Annotated in this window: 13 protein-coding genes; 6 read left to right on the top strand and 7 right to left on the bottom strand. The window is 36.5% G+C overall.

What is annotated here, in order from left to right; translation table 11 throughout:
- Positions 1-552 precede the first annotated feature (552 nt).
- Positions 553-1,263 (bottom strand): endonuclease/exonuclease/phosphatase family protein, encoded by a 711-nt coding sequence (locus tag I600_RS11755; protein ID WP_058104721.1) that lies wholly within the window; start codon positions 1,261-1,263, stop codon positions 553-555.
- A gap of 820 nt (positions 1,264-2,083) precedes the next feature.
- On the opposite strand from I600_RS11755, the gene I600_RS11750 reads away from it, so the two are divergent.
- From I600_RS11750 to I600_RS11740, 3 genes are read left to right on the top strand one after another with little or no spacing between them, the layout of a single operon-like run.
- Positions 2,084-5,173 carry a SusC/RagA family TonB-linked outer membrane protein gene (locus I600_RS11750; RefSeq protein ID WP_058104720.1) on the top strand — a complete coding sequence of 1,030 codons (3,090 nt, stop codon included), beginning with the start codon at positions 2,084-2,086 and terminating at the stop codon, positions 5,171-5,173.
- 10 nt (positions 5,174-5,183) lie between these two features.
- Positions 5,184-6,911 carry a RagB/SusD family nutrient uptake outer membrane protein gene (locus I600_RS11745; RefSeq protein ID WP_058104719.1) on the top strand — a complete coding sequence of 576 codons (1,728 nt, stop codon included), beginning with the start codon at positions 5,184-5,186 and terminating at the stop codon, positions 6,909-6,911.
- A gap of 11 nt (positions 6,912-6,922) precedes the next feature.
- Entirely contained in the window at positions 6,923-8,521 is a 1,599-nt protein-coding gene (locus tag I600_RS11740) for a carbohydrate binding domain-containing protein (RefSeq protein WP_058104718.1), read from the top strand.
- A gap of 394 nt (positions 8,522-8,915) precedes the next feature.
- Here I600_RS11740 and I600_RS11735 read toward each other — a convergent pair whose 3' ends face one another.
- Positions 8,916-10,499 carry a tetratricopeptide repeat protein gene (locus I600_RS11735; protein ID WP_058104717.1) on the bottom strand — a complete coding sequence of 528 codons (1,584 nt, stop codon included), beginning with the start codon at positions 10,497-10,499 and terminating at the stop codon, positions 8,916-8,918.
- A 572-nt stretch (positions 10,500-11,071) separates the two neighbouring features.
- Between I600_RS11735 and I600_RS11730 the strand changes: the two genes are divergently transcribed.
- A complete protein-coding gene (locus tag I600_RS11730) occupies positions 11,072-12,241 on the top strand; it encodes a glycoside hydrolase family 117 protein (protein WP_058104716.1) in 1,170 nt (389 codons plus the stop codon).
- A gap of 135 nt (positions 12,242-12,376) precedes the next feature.
- The gene (locus tag I600_RS11725; protein WP_167342562.1) at positions 12,377-13,615 is read left to right on the top strand and encodes a glycoside hydrolase family 117 protein; all 1,239 of its coding nucleotides are present in this window, start codon (positions 12,377-12,379) and stop codon (positions 13,613-13,615) included.
- A gap of 283 nt (positions 13,616-13,898) precedes the next feature.
- On the opposite strand, the gene I600_RS11720 is transcribed toward I600_RS11725, so the two are convergent.
- Together I600_RS11720 and I600_RS11715 are read right to left on the bottom strand one after the other, a co-directional pair.
- On the bottom strand, positions 13,899-14,897 hold the full coding sequence (locus I600_RS11720; RefSeq protein ID WP_058104714.1) for a LamG domain-containing protein: 999 nt from the start codon (positions 14,895-14,897) through the stop codon (positions 13,899-13,901).
- A 28-nt stretch (positions 14,898-14,925) separates the two neighbouring features.
- Positions 14,926-15,825, bottom strand: coding sequence for a 3-keto-disaccharide hydrolase (locus I600_RS11715; RefSeq protein ID WP_058104713.1), 900 nt, complete (start codon positions 15,823-15,825; stop codon positions 14,926-14,928).
- A 306-nt stretch (positions 15,826-16,131) separates the two neighbouring features.
- Here I600_RS11715 and I600_RS11710 point away from each other — a divergent pair, with 306 nt between their 5' ends.
- A complete protein-coding gene (locus I600_RS11710; protein WP_058104712.1) occupies positions 16,132-16,683 on the top strand; it encodes a VOC family protein in 552 nt (183 codons plus the stop codon).
- A gap of 342 nt (positions 16,684-17,025) precedes the next feature.
- Here I600_RS11710 and I600_RS11705 read toward each other — a convergent pair whose 3' ends face one another.
- The 3 genes from I600_RS11705 to I600_RS11695 form a co-directional block, all read right to left on the bottom strand.
- A complete protein-coding gene (locus I600_RS11705; protein WP_058104711.1) occupies positions 17,026-17,760 on the bottom strand; it encodes a flavodoxin family protein in 735 nt (244 codons plus the stop codon).
- A gap of 345 nt (positions 17,761-18,105) precedes the next feature.
- Positions 18,106-19,203, bottom strand: coding sequence for an imelysin family protein (locus I600_RS11700; protein ID WP_058104710.1), 1,098 nt, complete (start codon positions 19,201-19,203; stop codon positions 18,106-18,108).
- Between the two features lie 4 nt (positions 19,204-19,207).
- On the bottom strand, positions 19,208-20,602 hold the full coding sequence (locus I600_RS11695) for a di-heme oxidoreductase family protein (protein WP_058104709.1): 1,395 nt from the start codon (positions 20,600-20,602) through the stop codon (positions 19,208-19,210).
- Between the last annotated feature and the right edge of the window lie 34 nt (positions 20,603-20,636).

Genomic DNA, 20,636 nt, shown 5'->3' with positions numbered 1-20,636 from the left:
CATATAATAATAATGTCAAAGAATCTGATGTTAGAATCTATGAGTCCAGAATAATAGTGTTCCAGATACTCAAACAAAAAACATTCCTTTTAAAAAATATGTACTCGATTCCTCCACTAATGATTTATAACCAACAAATGTAAATATGTAACCTATAAAAAGGTACACAATGTAGAAATTAATTGCGCCTTTTGTTATTCTAAATCTAACGTTTAAATAAAAAATCTTAATTTCTTCTTTAGGTAATCCTGTAAGTTTACTTGCTTTTTAATTGTAAAATTCTTTTGCATTATTTGAAGCATTTCGTTTGTTAGAAAAACCTCTGATGAATCTTGATTACAATTATGTACAACATTTGACCTAAGCAGAATGCTGAGGCATGAAAATTTTACGTTTCCGTCTTCGGACGCAGCTATAACTTATTGTCTAATTTTATTTTGCCTTGTCCAAAGCTAAATACAAAAACTTTAGTTACATCATAAATATACACAAACCTTTCGTTTAAGCCCGAAGCCTTTATTGTTCATAGGTTGTGTTAGTATTGGTTATTTTTTACGTTTTGAATTCACAAACAATTGGTAAATGGTCGCTAACCACAATCCATTTTTCCAAAGCACCAACCTCCATTTTTTTGATTCCATTTTGAAAGTCCAAACTCCCAAAAATATAATCAATATGATAAGGTTTTTCTATTTTCCGATGAAGAAAAAATGTTGGTTGAGATTCTTCGCCTTGCTTCTCATTCCAATAGTGGTGATAAAGACTTTTAATTCCTATTTCTTCAAGTTCTTTTACCACATCCGAATGATTCCACCATCTGTCCAATTTATCCCAACACACATTGCTATTAAAATCTCCCAGAATTAAACTTTTGCGGAGTTTCGGTTTGTGAATTTGAAGATATTTCCACAATTGACCAATGTAACCAAATGTTGGTGATTTATTACTATGAGTCCAAACTGCCAATAAATCAAAATCATTATTGACTCTACAGGGTAAAAAATGCTTTACTCTTAAGTCTCGATAAACGTCTGTCCAATTTTTTTTATCTAATTCTATACCCTTCTTCGCGAAAATTCCAATTCCCTTATTTTTTGTGTCCCCAATCCAAATATGATTTTCAGCCCAATTCTTATATTCTGTATGTTTAGTTTCTAATGGATTTTCACATTCTTGAATTACGCATATGTCGGCATCGAAGTCTAGTAAGTGTTTAAACTTATTTCTTAAAGCTCCGTTACAATTCCAAGTTATAATTTTCAAAATGCTTGTTTAAAATGAATGCCAACAACTGTATAAAGCATCTAATTAATTCATACCTAAATTTAAACTCCAAAACGGCAGGGGGAAGTAGTGTTTTAGAACCGACCAACAAGGTAGTATTTTTCTTCCATGGAAAATTACGGGTAACCGTAAAAGAAAGAGAAAAAAGGTATGAGGTAAGAAGTTAAAAGTTCAACATAAGTGCTACACTTTTCGTATTCGTCAAAATGGCAACCTTTTAAGTGATAATACCCTATTTTTCACCACTCTATTCTAAACAAACTGCAAGCATCTGTTCAGGTGTCGTTGAATTTTTTACACCATTTGGGCATTAAATACGGTTATACAGCCATCAAATTGATAAATATTAGCAGGTTTTGCCATATAAATAAGATGCTTCATAATTTGACAAAAACCTAAGCTTAAAATAACATTGAACATCTGAACAAAACCTGAACATACTACCTAGACCAGCACTCTTTATGCTATTTCCAAATACCGCTAAACCTACAGTAAAATGCAGAAATAGCTTTGTTTTCCGCAATTTTTACTTGGCAAAAAAATCAACAAATACTGAAATTCAAAAATTTTAAGAATACACAAAAAAGAACCTGCCAAATATTCTGAATTCTTTGTTTAAAAATAGCCCAAGATTAAAAATAGTAAAACAGTGTCTAGTTTTTATTGAGGGCGTTTTTTATTACTCCTTTTCATAATATGATAATTTCATACCTGAATTTTTTTCAATAATTAAATTATTAATCTATTTCAATGACATATTAATAGTGTCATTAAAATACCAACTACCTAACTCATCATTATGAAAGGACAAAAACCAAAATTTATGAAAATGAGTGCCTTTGTGCTCTACCTATTTTTAGGAATAGGCTGGGCTTACGCACAGAAAACCGTTTCAGGTGTGGTAACGGACCAACAAAACACCCCATTGCCGGGCGTCTCCATAGTTGTTGAAGGATCAGGCAAGGGAGCCGTAACCGATTTTGATGGTAATTATACCATTAATGCCAACGTAGGCGAAACTTTAGTGTTCTCTTACTTAGGTTTTAAAACTATAAAACAAGTAGTTTCCGCTAATACCAGTACCATGAACTTAGCCTTGGAAGAAGACTCCCAACAATTAGAAGAGGTCGTTGTTGTGGGTTACGGTACACAGAAGAAGAAAGAAGTTACCGGTGCGGTTGCTAAAGTAGATTCTGACGAACTGGTTAAAATACCTGTATCTGACATTGGAGCTGCCATTCAAGGTAAAGTTGCCGGTGTAAACATACAAGCGGCAAGTGGTCGTCCAGGGGAAGCCGCAAACGTACAAATTCGTGGATTAGTTTCCTTGAACGGTGGAGAACCGCTATACGTGGTAGATAACATACCCCAAGAAGGAAATCCAAATCTTGCTCCTGAACAAATTGAGTCTATAGACATCTTAAAGGATGGTGCCTCTGCATCGGTATACGGTGTGCGTGGTGCCGGTGGTGTAATCTTGATTACAACAAAACGTGGTAAAAAAGGTAAAATGAAGGTAGACGTAAATATGTTTACAGGTATCCAAAACATTACCTCTGGTACACCATTATCTAACACAACCGATTTTCTTTACGTTACGGAGACCAGTGCAGAAGCTGGGGGTGATGAGCCACTAAATTTTTTAATAGATAGCAACGTATTGGATTGGGATACAAACTTTGTTGATGAAGTACAAAACGATAACGCCGTAGTGCGAAATTTCAATGTAAACTTATCTGGTGGTGCTGAAAATTTAACGTATAACTACAATACTACTTTTTACGAACAAGAAGGGGTTTTGATCAATTCTGGTTTTGATCGTTTAACCAACCGACTTACAGGGCAGTTCACCAAAGGAAAATTTAAAGCTTTTGCTTCCGCTAGTTTAACTACAGAAAATCGTGAGCAAGAACCTTGGAATATATTCGGTTTTGCTATTGGTAATGCACCCCACAGTGCGCCTTTTAGCGTATTTCAACCTAATGGGCAAAATACAGTTCAGTTAAGCGTACAAAACGAAATATTTTATGGCTTTTTAGCGCGCCAGTTAGACAATATTGATGAAAGGGAAAACAAAAGCAATAGTATTGCCTTGAATTTGGAATACGAAATTTTAGATGGGTTAACCTACAAAGTTAATATAGGACGTAATGAGAGTCAGTATTTCAGAAAGTTCTTTCAGCCTCAGTATTTAGCTTTAGATCGTAACGGGGAGTTAAGTTTATCCGCTTCTACACCCAATGCTATTCTACAATACAACCAATGGTTTTCAACAAGAGAAACCATTGAGCACATTTTAAACTATAAAAAATCTTTTGGAAAGCACAATTTAGATTTCTTAGCGGTTGCTTCTTACGAAAAGTACAAATATAGAACCTTGAACACGGGTACGGTTTTTGCCGACGATGCTTCAAATGACGTGCAAGTACTAAATGCAGGAGCTAATCCTACAACTCCAAGTGAATTCAGAAATGTTAATACGTTAGCTGGTAAACTAGGTAGAATACAGTACAATTATGATAGTAAGTATCTTTTAAGTGCAAGTATTAGACGTGATGGTTCTTCTAAATTTGCTCCTGAAAACAGAAACAATAACTTCTATGGTTTTTCAGCAGGTTGGAACGTAAGCGATGAAAATTGGTTTAACTCAGGTACTGTAAACAATTTTAAAATTCGCGGTAGTTGGGCCCAAGTAGGTTTTAACGGTATTCCAGATTACTCTTACATACCCGTAATAGAACCTGGTGTAAATTATCCATTTGGCGCTGATGAAGATTTACAAAACGGTCTAGTACAACGTAGATTTCCTAATGTTAATGTACAATGGGAAACCCAAATTTCATCTAACATTGGTTTTGAGTTAGGCATGTTCAACAACAAGTTAAACCTTACGGCAGATGTCTATAGAAATGATAAGAAGGATATGTTAATTAATGAGTTATCCCCTCCTTCTGCCGGTTTATGGCAACCACGAGCGCAAAGCGTTTATGGTGCCGTGGCGGTCAATGCCGGTAACATGCAGAATAAGGGTGTTGAGGTAGCCGCAAACTATAAGGGTAGCATTGGTGATGATTTAACCTTTGGATTTTCAGGTACCTGGACACTTAACGATAACAAGATCACCAATTTAAATGGTAAAACACTTGGTGCTTCTGGCGGTACGCTTACCAATGCAGATGGTAGTACAGGTAGTGACCCCACTACTTTTTTAAGCGTTGGAGACCCAGCGGGATCATTCTACTTGATCCAAAATGACGGTGTAATTAAAACTCAAGAAGAGTTGGAAGAGTACCAACAATTAGATTTAAGCGCAGTTAGTAGCCCACAACTAGGGGATATAAAATATATTGATGCCAACGGTGATGGCGCTATTAATGATAGTGACCGTGTATTCTCAGGTTCTGGTATTCCACAATGGGAAGCCGGTCTAAATTTTGATTTAGGTTATAAAGGCTGGGATTTTGGTGTGCAAAGTTATTTGGCATACGGTGCAGAAATTTATAACGGTGGTAGGCAAATAGCTTTTGCCGGTGGACGCCATCAAGAGCAAGTATTTCAATGGACACCTCAAAACCCTGATTCTGATATTCCTACCTATAGACAAAGTGGTACCCACTCTAATGTTAGGGCATTTTCAGATTATTTCCTAGAAGATGGAACCTACCTACGTATACGTAACATATCTATAGGATACACTATTCCAAACACACAGGATTTCGGCGTAGATAAAATAAGACTGTATTTAAATTCCGTAAACCCTTTTACGTTTACAAATTATACAGGATATGATCCAGAAGTGGGTGGCGATAACCTATTTCAAAGAGGTGTAGATAATGGTAATTACCCAATTACGCGCCAGTTTATAATGGGAGTTCAATTAAGTTTCTAAAAAAAAGACTATGAAATCATTAAAAAAAATAATTGTAAAAAGTTTTGTTCTTCTTACGCTGGTTGGTGTTAGTTGTAACGAAAACACATTTTTAGACGAACCAAATCCAAATGCGCTTACAGAAGCTAGCTTTTGGAAAACAGAGAGCCATTTTAACTCTGCACTTACATCAGTATATGGTGCGTTGCAATACCGTTCTGTTAGTGGCTCTGAATTGGTACAGGAGTTTGTAATGTCAGATTTAGCTGGCACAGAAGCTTGGTATAGACCGTTTCCGTTTAGAAATTTAACCTATACCAACGGTCAAAATCACTTATCGGAAAAGTGGCAAGAGCTATATGTTGGTATTTTTAGGGCAAATACAATTCTTACTCAGCTACAAACAGTTGACGAAGATATTTTAGATGAGACAACTAAAACTGAAATAGAAGCTCAAGCCCGCTTTTTAAGAGCATTCTTTTACTTTCAGCTTGTGCACACCTATGGTGGTGCAATGATTCATGATGAGGTGGCACAATCTCTAGAAGAGTTAAGTAAAGAGCTATCTTCTACGGCAGATGTGAACGCACAAATTATTATTCCAGATTTAGAATTTGCAATGAGCAATTTACCTGAAACCTGGGAAAGTACCGCGGCAGGTAGAGCTACTTGGGGCGCTGCCACTTCACTTTTAGGTAAAGTATATCTTTATGATGAACAATGGCCGCAAGCCGCTAGTTTATTCAAAGAAGTCATAGATTCAGGTATATATAGTTTAACCAGAAACATTGAAGACAACTTTACGCATTTCAATGAGTTTAACGAAGAATCTATTTTTGAGGTCAACTACTCTTTTGATTTAAATCCTGGAAATAGTGGTTTTGCAGAAGATGATACCTCTATCGGTGGAGCAGGTGCGGAATCTACCACACTAAGTACAGAAGTTGGTCATATTCAGTACGGTGCTTTTAATACCGTATTGGCTTCATATAACCTTCATGAAATGTTGGTGAACGACGAGGTTGACCCTAATAATTCAATTAATGACGGCAACCTAGAGTCTCGTAGAATGAACTATACCATTGCTCCTAGAAACGGTGAAGGAGATTGGTACCTAGCACCTTTTTCTGAAGCAAAGGCAACTTGGGGCGGTGGACAAAGTGCTTACGTAAAAAAGCACTCTAACTGGTATCATATGGACGGTGAGCCTGTACGTGGACGTAGCGGTATCAACTTTAGACATATTCGTTATGCCGATGTTTTACTAATGTATGCAGAAGCTGTAATTAATGCCAACGGTGACTTTGCCACAGCTATTAGCTATGTTGATATGGTGAGAAGTAGAGCTGGTGTTGTCACTTTACAGCAATATATGGATATGAACGGTGGTATGTTTCCACAGCTTCATGTTAGTAAGCAGGTTCATGGCGATCAACCAATGGTTACCGCTAACGCGCAAACTGTTTTAACACATATTCAACGTGTGGAAAGAGCCATTGAGTTATGTTTTGAAGGACATCGTTATAAGGATTTAGTGCGTTGGGGTATCGTAAAAGAAGTTTTTGATGATTTACGTGCCGATGAAATTTGGAGAGAAACAAATCTAGATATTACCGGGCAAGGTGTAGCACCTTTATTTATTTCAGGAAGGGTAAGACCAGATTTTAGTCAATCATCTCAAAACTACAAACCTGAAGAACATAACTATTTCCCTATTCCTTCAGGAGAAGTATTAAACAATCCAAACTTTAACAACTAAAATTACTAGACATGAAAAAATGTAAGTTTTTAAGTATACTTTTTGTTTTCACCTTACTTCTAGTAAGTTGTGAAAAGCAAGAAGAACTAAATTTAAATGACCCTAACCACAGAATTATTGTTACCTCTGAAATGGACTTTGAAAACAAAGTAATTGTTGGTGGGGACATAGACTTTGGAGACATTTCACGTGGTGTAGAATCCAGAACTTGGATCTTACCTAGCAATGCCCTTATTGTTGGGGAAAGTGGAACAACGTCATCTGAAAAAGTCGTTAAAGCGATATTCAATAAAGCAGGCGTATATGATGTGGTGTTGAACCAAACATTTAAGGGTAATGTATACCCAAATGATGATAGTACATCACCTATTGACTCTAGAGAGTTGGATACCACTATTGTAGTAACGGTTATTGATTCTATACAATCGGTACTTAAAGCATTTAGAATAAACCCTGATGGTTCTACCGGTGCTGAAATCAACTTGGCAGACGGTGCTGAAAATGAATTGGAAGCCAGCAACTCTATTCGTCTATCTTATACAGCTATAGGAGAGCCACAAAGTGTATCTTGGAAGTCTGTAGGCGGTAAGCCAAATGCCGTAACCATTAGCGACGATTCTGATGTAGACATGAGATTCAATAGATTAGGGTCTTGGGATATTGAATATATTGCTTCTAGGTTTAGACCAACAGATGCAGATACCCTTTCTTTTGAAAACGTAATAAAGGTTATTCCTTCTACTGCGCCTGTTACTTTGGATAGAGTAGCGGAAAGAAATGATAAAGTTACCCTAGAGTTTAGTAGAGAAATAGATGGTACTTCTGTTAATGCTGGTGATTTTACAGTTAGAATAGAAAACAATACGGATGAAATGAATCCTAAAATACTTACTCCTACAGTTGTATCGGCAACCGTGGATAAAGATGAAGCTACTATTGTTATCCTAGAACTAGATGGAGAACAGCTTTATAATGACGACCAAGTTTTTGTAAGTTACACTCCCGGAGCCTTAAGAACGGTAGACGAAGTAGAGTCTGAAGCTATTTCCGATGCGCTATTAACAGAATTTGATCCTCTAGATAACTTTTATACAACTACTTCTTATGATTACGGTTTTGAAACAACAAATGTTAGTAATTATGTTTACCAAGGATGGGGTGCACCATGGGATGGATTTGATATAAGTATGGACTTATTGAATACCCATACAGGATCGCAAAGCCTTAAGGTTAATTTGAGACCTAATGGTGGTATGATCATTAGACCCGAGTCTGGAGGAAATCCTATTACATTTCCATTAGAAACTGGTAAAACATACGAATTTGGCTATTGGCTATACATTGAAAGTGATTTATCCAATTTACCGACCGGAACCCAATCTGCAGATATTCAGCTTTATGCAGATGACTGGGGTGGACCAGGTTTGATACCAACTACATTTACTTCTGACATGCCTACAGGAAAGTGGATCTACCAAAAGCAAATATTCAAAGCAGGTGCCGGTAGAGATATCTCATGGTTTATAAGAGGGTACAACGAATTTCATGACAATAACCTTGTCTTCTATTTAGATGACTTTTTCTTAGCTGAAGTTCCCGTTAGGCCATAATTATAGACTACGCCATAACTGGTGTATTTAATATTACAAAAGGGCAGCCTTAAATAGGCTGCCCTTTTTATTTGCCAATGTTTAGTCTCATCATTACAGGTACGGTTTTAGAAAAACCAACGGCAATACGTGTCTGTACGTAAAGACCTTTTCTGCCCTATTGTCATTTACAGCGAGATGGCAAAAACAATTAAATCTTTGTGAACAATACTTTTAACTTACCATATTACCCTATGATCAGGCATGTAAGTACCAAATTCAACTACCAAAATGAACTACAAGGATATAAACCTGCTTAAATAAGACTAAAGCTTGGTTGTTGACACCAATTTGTTCATGTTATAAGCCTTAAACTTTACACAGTAATTACTTAAAAAAGAGATTTGTACAGTAATTAAATAGTAGACATAAAATCTATTAGGTTTTCACCTTTTTCCAAATTTAGTTTCTTACGAAGTCTATATCTTGAGGTATGTACACTTTCAATGGTAATACCCAACAGAGACGACATTTCTTTACTGGAAAACCCCAACTTGACCAAAGCACACAATTTTAGATCCGTTTGGCCCAAATTTGGATATTTAGCCCTAATCTTTTCATAAAAACTTTCGTTAATAGAAGTAAACCTGGCTTCAAATTCTTTCCAGTTACCACCTGGGGTGTTTTGAAAACCCTTCAGCATATTATGAATGGCCTTTGTATCTACAGCATCACTCTTAGAGATATTCTGTTTTAATTTAGAAATAAATTCTTCTTTTTCAATCAACTGAAGGGCAGATGCCGTTAGCTCTCTATTTTTAAGCATCATTACCTCATTGGTCTTTTGTTTTTCAAGTTTATGTTTTCTCCTAAGATTTCTAAAAAACAGAACACCGTACAAAAACATAAAAACCACTACCACGCCCATTAAGATATTTTGTAAAAAACCAATTCTTTTCTGGTCTTCTAGCTTCTCTATTCTTACCTCTTTTAGTAATGCCTTTTCTTTTTCTTTTTGAAGTCTATATCTATCTTTTATTCCAAATAAATGTTTGTGGTTTTTACTTTTTCTCCCAAATATGCTTTCATTTAACGCTTGTGCTTTGTCTTTATAGAAAAAGGCTTCTTTAAAGTTATTCTGATCATAATATAACTTAGATAACTCTTCATAATTGAATAGTTTGTAACCCAGATGTTTATTATACATTTCTGAAAACCTCAACGATTCTTTGTAATTTTTTATTGCTTTATCATATTCTCCCCTAAACTTATATACCTCTCCCATTAAGAAATGAACCACCGTTAAATATGAAGGGTTTTTCTCTTCAAAAAATAGCTTGGTCTCGTTCAGTTTGCTCAAGGCTTTTTCATAATTACCCGCTACCGCATCAAAATATCCCTTTTCTGTCTCTACGTAATATGATCTTTTATCTGAACTGATCTTTTTTAATGACAGTTCACAACTATCCAAATATGTTTTTGCCATGACATAATTACGATTTACCCTATAGCAGTTTACTATGGCAAAGTAGTTACTTACCAGATAATCCCTACTTATCTTTTTCTCCTCGACTAGTTTCTTCTTAAGCTCCAACGACATATTGAAGTATCGTAAAGATTCTTCTTCCTTTCTATAGGCGGTATATAGCCAACCCAGTTCTTGATATATTCGTGATTTAGAAATATCATCATTAGATTCATCGGCTAATATCAATGCCTCCCAATACCCATCATAAGACTTACCATAATCCAATACATTGTCATACAAACCAGACAATTGGCAAATACTATTAATTAAATTAATGGTATCCTTTTCTATTGAATAATGAACAATACCCTTTTTAAGATAATAGATGGCGCTATCCAAATTTTTAGCTGTAAGCTGGTTTGCCTTTTCTATGTACTCATTAGTACCATAAGGTTGTTGGGCGGTTACGCACAAACAAAAAAGAAGTACCACTATACTGGCCGGTTTTTGAAATGCTATACGTGTCTTCATATCGTGAAAAATATTAACTGAACAATTTTAAAAATCTAAACACTGTCAAAAATTGCACTGAACATATAGCAAAGTGCAGTTGTGAAAATCAATATAATATTTGCTCAGCTTAAATTCATGTAAATAAGGACTGTTTTTAAGAATGTTCAGTTTTTATTCATTAAAAAATCGAAGATTTTACCCGTATATAGTTAATATTTGTCAATATAATGGCAACATAATTATTAATCCAATATGTAATCGTTGCTTTTCATAAATCACGATCATCACATTGAAAAGCAAAAAATTAAAACGGGGAAAGTAAACACCAATGTGATAAAAGCCAAAAAAATCAAATAGACAGATTAGAAATATTTAAAACATTGAACATGAATCTATGCAGTACAACCTAACAAATGAACATTTTGCAAAATGCAATTATCCATATTATGTACTAAGCGAAAATCTGGATTTAATCATTCGGCTTAACCAAAAGATCCATGCAAACTTTCTATAAAATTCGTATAAATTAAACCACAAATACAATGATCAGTAAAACCAAAACAACCTTATATTCCTTTCTATTTTTCGCAATGTTTATCCTTCAAAGTACAGCCCAGGATACAACATATGACCAAAATATTTTAGACTCTTTGGGGGTAACACAAGAACAGATAGACCACTTGGGCATTACAGATATAAACCACTTGAGCTCAGCTTCTAAAAGAGCTTTAAAATGGCCCGTAGACCTAGGCAATGAATGGTTTATCGAGTTTTCCAATCTAAAGCCCTTAAAAGGAGACTTAGCCTATGAAGAAGGTGTTGTGCGTAGAGATCCCAGTGCCGTCATAAAGGAAAATGGAAAATACTATGTATGGTATTCAAAAAGTACTGGGCCAACACAAGGGTTTGGCGGCGACGTTGAAAACGACAAGGTATTTCCGTGGGACCGCTGTGACATTTGGTATGCAACTTCAGAAGACGGTGAAACTTGGAAAGAAGAAGGTTTAGCCGTTCCTAGAGGTAAAGCCGGAGCATATGATGACCGATCTGTTTTTACCGTAGAGATCATGAAACATGAAGACAAATATTATTTAAGCTACCAGACCGTAAAATCTCCTTACACCGTTCGTGTAAAAAACCAAATTGGCCTGGCTTGGTCCAATTCTCCAGACGGTCCTTGGACAAAGAGCAAAGAACCTATTTTGAGTCCTGCCGATAATGGTATTTGGAAAGGTGAAGAACAAGATAGATTTGCGGTTGAACGAAAAGGTGACTTTGATAGCCATAAAGTTCATGACCCTTGTATTATTCCTTTTAATGGTAAGTTTTATCTGTACTACAAAGGTGAACAGATGGGTGAGGAAATTACATTTGGCGGTAGACAAATACGCCATGGTCTTGCCATAGCGGACAAACCTGAAGGACCATATATAAAATCTCCTTACAATCCAATTAGTAATAGCGGACACGAAATATGTGTTTGGCCATACAATGGCGGTGTAGCAGCTTTAATTACGACAGATGGACCAGAGAAAAATACTATTCAATGGGCGCCAGACGGTATTAATTTTGAAATAATGTCCGTTATTCCCGGAGTTAGCGCACATGCCATTGGCTTAAACAGATCAGCTGACAATGAAAAAGAACCTACCGAAATATTACGTTGGGGACTTTCTCATATGTACAATAGCTGGGATTACCAGAGCATTATGAGCTTTACTTCAGAAAGAAAGACCCAACATAGGGCCAAAGGCGAGTAAAATAATTGTTGAGTTTGTTAAGATAAGGACAGTACGCCATAAGAAGCTACTGTCCTTTTCAATATAATGAATTTTCATGTGCGGCGCATAACCATAAAAAGCCTATCAAATATAAAACCAAAATCTACTTTTTTTATGACAAGAAGAGCCTTCATCACAGTAGTAACCATGATATTTTACGCCATATTAGTGGTAAATTTGACTTCATGCCAGAACCAGGAACCTAAAACTTACGAGAGTGCTTCCTATAAACGTTTTCGTGAAAACCACATTTCTTATGAAAAGTACAACGAGTTCAATACTCAATTTAAGTTTCAAAAAATAGAAGGATTCGAAGATGGAGCTGAACGCTATTACCCGTCTAGCATAATAAAGGCAGACGATCAATATTATATGTGGTATTCTAAGCCCCAATCCAACAGTGAGGTTGTAGGTCCTATTGATGCCAACGATACACTAAGGGCTTTTCATTGGGATCTGTGCGATATTTGGTATGCAACTTCTACCGATGGGCTAAAGTGGGAAGAACAGGGACTTGCAGTTTCCCGTGGCACAGCGGGGCGCTATGACCACCGCAGTGTTTTTAATCCAGATATTTTATTTACAGATGGTAAGTACTATTTAGTTTATCAAGCTGCAAAAAGTATAGAAGATGCACGCTGGTCAAAACAATTTAGAACATCTGGAGATTTTACGCCCAACGTAATTGGTATGTCTGTGGGCAACTCGGCAGCAGGACCATGGAAAGCTTTGGACGAACCAATTTTAAAACCCGGTTCTGAAGAAAGTTGGGATGCGGAAGTAATACATGAACCAACCTTTTTTGTTAAAGGAGGGCAATTTTTTCTATACTATAAAAGTCATGGCCGATTACCATGGACCCCCAATATATCTCCGGGTAAATTTAATAAAGATTATGCCGATATACCTTTAGCTACGGGTGTGGCAATTGCAAATGACCCTAAAGGTCCGTATACTAAATCTAAATACAACCCAGTATTAATGGGCGGGCATGGCAGTATGGTATGGCCCTATCGTAACGGTGTATGTGCAATATTACCAGAAGGACCTGAAAGAAACAGCATTCTATTTTCTGAAGACGGAGTAAATTTTTACCCAAAAATTCAAGGTTTAAACATTCCTAAGGGTGGCGGTGCTTACCGACCTGGGAATTTTACCGATGTAAATACAAGCCCAGGAAAAGGGATAACTTGGGGAATTAGCCACCAATTATATCCTAATTACCATTTTGTTCGTTTTGAATGTGATTTATCTTTAGAAAAAGGCAACAGGGTTCGTAAAGAATACAAAATGATCAAAGAGTACATGAATAACGACTCTTATGATTATAATCCAAAATTAAATATCGATTAAACAACTACTCCCTTAGTGTAATACGATTTTTAAGAAAGATGGGGTCAACATAACATTCGTTTTTCTTAATATATTTCCCGTTGTTTAAACACCCAAGCAACTCTTGTGAAAAAGATAAGATAAACCTACTTCTCCATTTCACCATCAATCTAAAGAATCTATAAAACTTAAATGTATTTAAATAGAAAGAGGCATGGTTTTAACCATGCCCCAAATCCATTTTAAACTAACAAACTGCTTCTTTATTTCATTGTTTCACACTACGTGAATAATTGATGTATTACTACTTTGATTCAAGTTTCCAAGTACGTACCCAATCTACACGCATAGTGTTTTTAGAATTGTCATTTAACTCTTCCTTTTGTGGTAAACCTCCTAAATAACACTCTTCAGATGTCCATAGATCAAATATCAACTCTAATTCTCTTGTGAAATCTTGGTTAGTAGTGACAACACCAGCAGGCTCTCCATTTAAATAAAACTGAACCGTTCTGGCATCTTTCCACCAAGCACCAACAATATGGTAGGTTTCATCCCAAGTTTTTCCTTTATTAGGATTGGCATCCGATAACATTCTAGTATCAAAATTATCTTCATGCCTTTCTGTAACACCACTTTTAGCTATAAAATACTGTGAGTTCATTTGGGTAGGAAAATCCCATGGAGTCCATGGATAGTTACTTGGTTTGGTAGATTGATCACTACACTCAGGAGTAGGGTTTGCGTTGCTTTCCACAATATCTATCTCATCCCTATCATTGATATCGCCATTGTTCAACCAAAATGTATTGAACGCCGAAATGCTGGAAGTTTTCATACTACACTCTGTATACATAGGATAACTTATTTTGGTTTTAGAATGTACCCTAGCCGTTTGAAACCATTGAGAACTGTTCTCATCTAAAGTGGCCTGTATATTTAATTGGCCATCTACCACGCTAGAGTTTTCACTACGCATAGAAACTGGGGTGTTACCGTAATTCCAAAATGAATTAAACCACTTGTCCTCGTTCCACGTATCAAACTCATCTGACATGGCTTCTACTTTCACCCACTCCATACCTTCTGGAGTTTCATCTACAACAGACACGAAAGAAGGTAGATCAGGGTCTAGATCAGAAAGTTGAAATGGTTCAATTTCATCTGCCTGGTCTTCATCATTTTCCTCTACTTGTTCTGGGTTTTCCGGATCTTTTACCATTTCCTCTTCATCACTAGAACTTGATGAACATGCAATAAATGCACTAATAATACTTAAAATTAGAAATACGTTGAATTTCATATGATGCTATATTAATTGTTTGATCTGTTTAAAAAAGTGCCTTTTGCTGCTGTGTTAGCGAATCTATCTGCCTTATTTTGATGTCCTTAAAAAATAACTCTGCAGCTTCACTCTGTAATTGAATCTTTCCTTGGATCAGTGGTATTTTTTCACCGTTTTCACCTATGTATCTTGAATTTTTTAAAATCATGACCACCTCTCCGTTTACAATATGCAGGCTTTTGCCTTCGTAACATATTAGATCTAGCGTGTTCCACTCGTCATGGGGTTTTTCATAATTACCGCTTCGTAAACAATAATTGTTGTACTGACTACCCATGCCAATAGGCAAATACTCTTGTGATTCATGTGCCAATGGATCTAAAACAGATTCTGGTTTGTATGCCCTAATATCCATTGCAGAATTAGCTTGACTCCAAAAATCTCCTGTATGCCCTTCCATTATTTGAAATTCTTGAGAAAGCATCCATGAACGCCAGTACTCAACAGCCATAGGCCCTACAGAGTGATATAATATTCCGGAGTCTTTCAACAGATCCTTTCGGTAGGCCCATTTTTTATCTCCCCACTTGTACTTTAATTGAAAGTGATAATTCTTATACTCCTTTTTAGTTATCAGGCAACCATAATATTCTCCCGTATTCTTGATAATGGTTTCTTCGCCCTCTTGTAATGTTGAAAAAACCGTATAATCTTTATTGTTTAACCCAATTGGGGCAATTTCTTCACCATTTTCATCTAAGGGTACAGAACCATCATAACCTGGTTGATGTTGGTAACTTAAATAAGTATCCCACTGAGTTAGATCCTCATCTATTAATTCTTCCCACTCATATGTTTCTTCTAGATTTTTTTGTTCTTCATTTTTTACCTCTGAACAGGAAATCACAAGGAAAAAAAGTGGTAAATAAAGTGTACAATGTTTCATATTACTTGTTGTTGATTAAGTTATATGCCTTGTAGATTGCCGGTCAATATAGAGACCCAATTTCATTCAAATAATTGAATTTTATTGAACATCCCAAAGCGTGTGAGTATGGTAATTTTACAAAGAAATATTCACCAAGAGATAAGATTGAACATGTAAAGCTTCATTGTTCAGTTTTTATTGAAGCTCTCTTGATTATGTTTAAGTTTGCTCATTACAAGCATTGTAAATGTTCAGTTTTTGTTAAGCCATTTTGAGCTTAAGGTTCATCCATAATATCATAGTTTTAACAAAACGATATTTATTATGAAATTTGATTATAACCACAGTACAAAAAACCATGAACTACAACGTCTAATTTGTAAAACTTGCTTCTTTATAGCTTTTGTTTTAACAAGTACCTATTACGGCTTTGCACAAACATCTGATTCTTCACCTAGCGAAATTGAAATGATAGGTTCTGAAAAAGCAAGGGTTACCGGTTTAAAGTACATTAGTGTACATGTATTGGAACTTGAGAAAACCCTAAAATTATATCGAGAAATATTAGGTTTTAAAATGGCTGATGCCGAAGTACTTCACGGACCCGGACTTGAAGGTATGTTGGTAATGAAACTTAAGGCAGATGATCTAACTATTGGACTATCTTTAACGGCTCCAGAATTTATAGACACCATTGGACCTATAGGAAACACCAACCATAACCACTTTATGCTAAAAGTAAATGATATAGCTCCTATTGGTGATATGCTGAAAGAAGAAGGTTACGAACTGGAAAACGAAAACTACGCTCGTGACAAATACACCTTTTTTGTAGGACCCAATGGAGAAATTATTGGGCTTTCCGGTTGGGATTAATGTATATTGTAATCAATTCACTAGATAGTATTTTCCTTTAATGTAAAAAGGGAATGTATAAGAGAAAATGGTACGAGGTACGAAGATTTAAGTACCAAGTATTTAGTATAACGTGATTAGGAGTTAGAAGTTAGGAGTTAGGAGTTAGGAGTTAGGAGTTAGGAGTTAGGAGTTAGGAGTTAGGAGTTAGGAGTTAGGAGTTAGGAGTTAGGAGAAAAAATGGTATAAAGTTCTTAGTACAAAGTATTAGGTAAATTATTTTTAAAAGTAACATCTAAGTACTTCGTACTTAATACTTAATACTTGATACTTGATACTTACTTACTACTATAAACTAAACCACTATCTATATTCCGGATTTTCAAATTCCCAGCGCTTGCCATCGTCCCATTCAGTGCGAGAGTTTCCGTAATTGGGGTAGCCTTTATTGTCTTTCATCATTCTGGCTAAATGTAACAGATTATAGGTCATAAAGGTGGTATTTCTGTTGGTGAAATCGCTATCAAAACCTACAGGTTCTTTAAGGTCTTCGCCTTTCCATTTGGTATCGCCATAGCTTGGTCCGGGTCCTACTTTACCGATCCATCCACTATCTGCTTGCGGCGGTATAGAGTAGCCCACATGTTGCATGGAATATAAAATACCCATGGCGCAATGTTTAATACCATCTTCATTTCCGGTAATAATACAGCCCCCTACTTTACCATAAAATATATACTGACCCTTTTCGTTGGTCTCACCACTCATGGCATACAAACGTTCAATAAGCTTTTGGGCTTCAGATGATTTTTCGCCCAGCCAAATTGGTGTGCCAATAATGGTGATATCCGCATTTAAAATACGCTCGGCTATTTCTGGCCATTCATCAACATCCCAACCATGTTCTGTCATATCTGGATATACACCACTTGCCACCTGATGATCTATAAGCCTAACCTCATCTATTTTTACCTTTTCTTTGGTCATGATCGCTTTTGATACTTCCATCAACTTTTGAGTATGACTTTCCTGTGGCGATTTCTTTAGCGTACAGTTAATGTATATCACTTTTAAATCGCTAAAATCTGTCTTTTTCATACCCTATGTTTTATGGAATTTTATGGTGCTAGTACCATGGGCAATTTCGGGATATTAGGATTAATTTATGTGTCCGTTCACATATAAAATTATCCTATTTCATTATAATTTTCTGAATATCAATATGTTTTGAGTAGTTTTCTACCTTAACGGGCAGATGTCTCAATTATTTACAGCATAGGGAGTTCCGCATAAAAATTTGACGTTTTAATACCCATTGCAAAGTACGAGGTACTGAAAATAAACGAGGTTAAAAGCACTTAGTGATAATTCCTTGCTTTTAACCTCAATTATAATAGCTCTACTTAACTATGTAGAGAGTTTTATCTTCTTTACGGATACTTTTTAATCTCCGTCCGTATCATTAAACGTTACTACAATACTGGCCGCACTGGAAAAATCTGTTTTAAGCAGGCCAATAATGGTTTGCAGGTCTGTTCTAAGGGTTTCAAGCGCGGTAACATCAGACACCAAAATATCTTCAATAGCGCCATCCATAGCCTCTAAATCGTTCATAGCTACCACGAATGCTTCTTGCAATGCCGTATCGATTTCAGGCCTGTCCAAAACCTCTATCAAATAATCGTCTAACCCAAAACCAGATTCACCTTCATACTCGCCCAAATAGCTATTATACAATGTATTTAGGTTTACGATCAAGGCTTCTTTACTAGTTCTACTCCTATACGCTTCAAAATAGGTTACAGCATCTGTTTCCGCATTTAATGCTTCTTCTATCTTGGTGCCTTTCATACCTTCTAAAGAAGCTATTATTGCATTTACCACTTGGTTCTGACTACCATTGACACCAGTCTCTAAGTTGCTTTTAAAACTAGGCTCCACCCCTTCCCAAAAGGTTTGTAAAAAAACGGCTTGTTCCGCTAAATTCTCTATCAATGCCAACAGGTACTGCATACGTCTTTCAGCATGTTCAGCTATGGTCAACTCGGTAAGTATATTTGCATTGGTATCATGAAACAACAAATACTCAATGGCGCTATAGCCCTTTGTATTTGCGCCTACGCTAGAGACAAAGGCACTATTCAATGTTTCTTCACCTTCAATATTCTCTTCCAAAGCCTCAAAATTTGTAGGCCATTGATTGATTCTGGTATGGATAAACGAGCTCTGTATAGCGCCTAAGTTAAATACTTCATTGCTTTTCCAGTTTAAAAATGCCGTTTTCCACGCCTCTTGCAAAGCAACCAGCTCGCTTTCCGTAGCATTAGTTTCAAAAGCTAAACTTTGTGTTACCAAATTATTTAAAACGGCCACATGTTCTGCCTGGTTTACTTTGATCTGATAGTCATATAATGCTGTGATCTGTTGGCTACGCCCTTCTTCAACGGGCAATAATGTGGGTTCTTCATTGGTTACGCTATCATCATTACCACATGAAAATGCGAACAAAATCACCGCCATGCCTAAAATTTTCTTTTTCATAATCTTAAAGTGTATTCAAAAACTGAATAATTTTATCTCTTTCTTCTGCTGAAAGTTCCTTGAATTTTTCTTTTGAAGCCAAAGCTTCACCTCCGTGCCACAAAATGGCCTCTTCTATATTTCTTGCCCTACCATCATGTAATAGATTGGTATGGCCGTTTACTGTTTCTATTAATCCTATGCCCCATAATGGCGGTGTTCTCCATTCATTTCCGTTGGCCTCAAAATCTGGCAGTCCGTCCGCTAGCCCATCTCCCATATCATGTAACAACATATCTGTATAAGGGCGAATGGTCTGGTTGGCCAAGGCATCTATTTCATAAGTGCCTGTCTCCAACTTTGGAATGTGGCATTTGGCACAGTCTATACTTACAAACAGCTCTTTACCCTCTAACACATTTTGATCATCTACATCTCTTCTTTCCGGTACGGATAAAGATGCGGCATAAAAAGTGACATTTTCTAAGTTATCATCGGGAATTTCAGGTGTTCCACCATTGGGGTAATCATCACAATCTAAAGGATCCGGACAGTTTTCATTAGGGAAAAGAGATGACGTTATACCCAAGTCGCCAGAAAATGCAGCGGCTACCTGTTGTTTTATATTGGGCTGATTGGCTTTCCAACCAAAACGACCTACAACACGGGTACCCGTTTCAACATCGTAGACCCTATTGATCTTGCCTGAAATACCATCACCATCGGCATCATTGGGATCGGCATAGCTCAATAACGTTGCTTCCGGTATAGCATCTAAAAGTCCCAAACCGATCATTTGATTGGCCACTCTGGGCGATATTCTTGTTGCTGCACTTAAACCCCCATAGCTTAAACCGGTAAACGAATATTCCGGCACCTGTAAAGCTACTTCTGTACCGTCAGCATACGTTTCGACCAATGGTGTATAGGTAACAATAATAGTACCTTCTTTATCTACGCTTAAAATAGAATTGTCTTGAAATTGTGTACCGTAAATGGGATCACCTATGTTTTCTCCATTTTCATTGGTTTGCAAAATACCCAAACGAAGTAAAAGTCCGCTAGAAAACTCGCCGTCATACACTGGTGGTCTGCCCCTGCCATCCTTAAAATGGCAACCAGAACAATTTCTTGCATTGAAGAAAGGACCTAGACCATCTCTTGCAGTAGTAGATGCCGGTGCAGTTACCCAACTTTGGTTAAAGAGTGAATTGCCCACCCCAAAGGTTACACGCTCATCAAATGTTAGATCCGGGGAAGCAAAGCCAAAGGCTTCTGCAGAAAAATTACTTGATGATGTGGTACCGCCCGAAAGTTCTTCACCTTCCTCTGCCATTAATGGAACCATTACCTCATCTGTACTACATGAGCTTACCACCACACCCAGTAAGCATAAAAACCCTATTGAAATTTTGTTCATTTTATATAACGACAAAACTGGATTCAAAAAAAAT

The organism is Maribacter dokdonensis DSW-8 (assembly GCF_001447995.1).
GTDB lineage: Bacteria > Bacteroidota > Bacteroidia > Flavobacteriales > Flavobacteriaceae > Maribacter > Maribacter dokdonensis.
Note: the sequence above shows the minus strand (reverse complement) of the source record. Positions and strands in the feature narration are given on the sequence as shown.

What these genes read in the sequence shown, in the direction of transcription:
- I600_RS11740 (WP_058104718.1), top strand. Translation starts at nt 6,923, where the DNA reads ATGAAAAAATGTAAGTTTTTAAGTATACTTTTTGTTTTCACCTTACTT.
- I600_RS11735 (WP_058104717.1), bottom strand. Translation starts at nt 10,499, where the DNA reads ATGAAGACACGTATAGCATTTCAAAAACCGGCCAGTATAGTGGTACTT.
- I600_RS11710 (WP_058104712.1), top strand. Translation starts at nt 16,132, where the DNA reads ATGAAATTTGATTATAACCACAGTACAAAAAACCATGAACTACAACGT.
- I600_RS11745 (WP_058104719.1), top strand. Translation starts at nt 5,184, where the DNA reads ATGAAATCATTAAAAAAAATAATTGTAAAAAGTTTTGTTCTTCTTACG.
- I600_RS11700 (WP_058104710.1), bottom strand. Translation starts at nt 19,203, where the DNA reads ATGAAAAAGAAAATTTTAGGCATGGCGGTGATTTTGTTCGCATTTTCA.
- I600_RS11695 (WP_058104709.1), bottom strand. Translation starts at nt 20,602, where the DNA reads ATGAACAAAATTTCAATAGGGTTTTTATGCTTACTGGGTGTGGTGGTA.
- I600_RS11720 (WP_058104714.1), bottom strand. Translation starts at nt 14,897, where the DNA reads ATGAAATTCAACGTATTTCTAATTTTAAGTATTATTAGTGCATTTATT.
- I600_RS11715 (WP_058104713.1), bottom strand. Translation starts at nt 15,825, where the DNA reads ATGAAACATTGTACACTTTATTTACCACTTTTTTTCCTTGTGATTTCC.
- I600_RS11730 (WP_058104716.1), top strand. Translation starts at nt 11,072, where the DNA reads ATGTTTATCCTTCAAAGTACAGCCCAGGATACAACATATGACCAAAAT.
- I600_RS11725 (WP_167342562.1), top strand. Translation starts at nt 12,377, where the DNA reads ATGACAAGAAGAGCCTTCATCACAGTAGTAACCATGATATTTTACGCC.
- I600_RS11705 (WP_058104711.1), bottom strand. Translation starts at nt 17,760, where the DNA reads ATGAAAAAGACAGATTTTAGCGATTTAAAAGTGATATACATTAACTGT.
- I600_RS11750 (WP_058104720.1), top strand. Translation starts at nt 2,084, where the DNA reads ATGAAAGGACAAAAACCAAAATTTATGAAAATGAGTGCCTTTGTGCTC.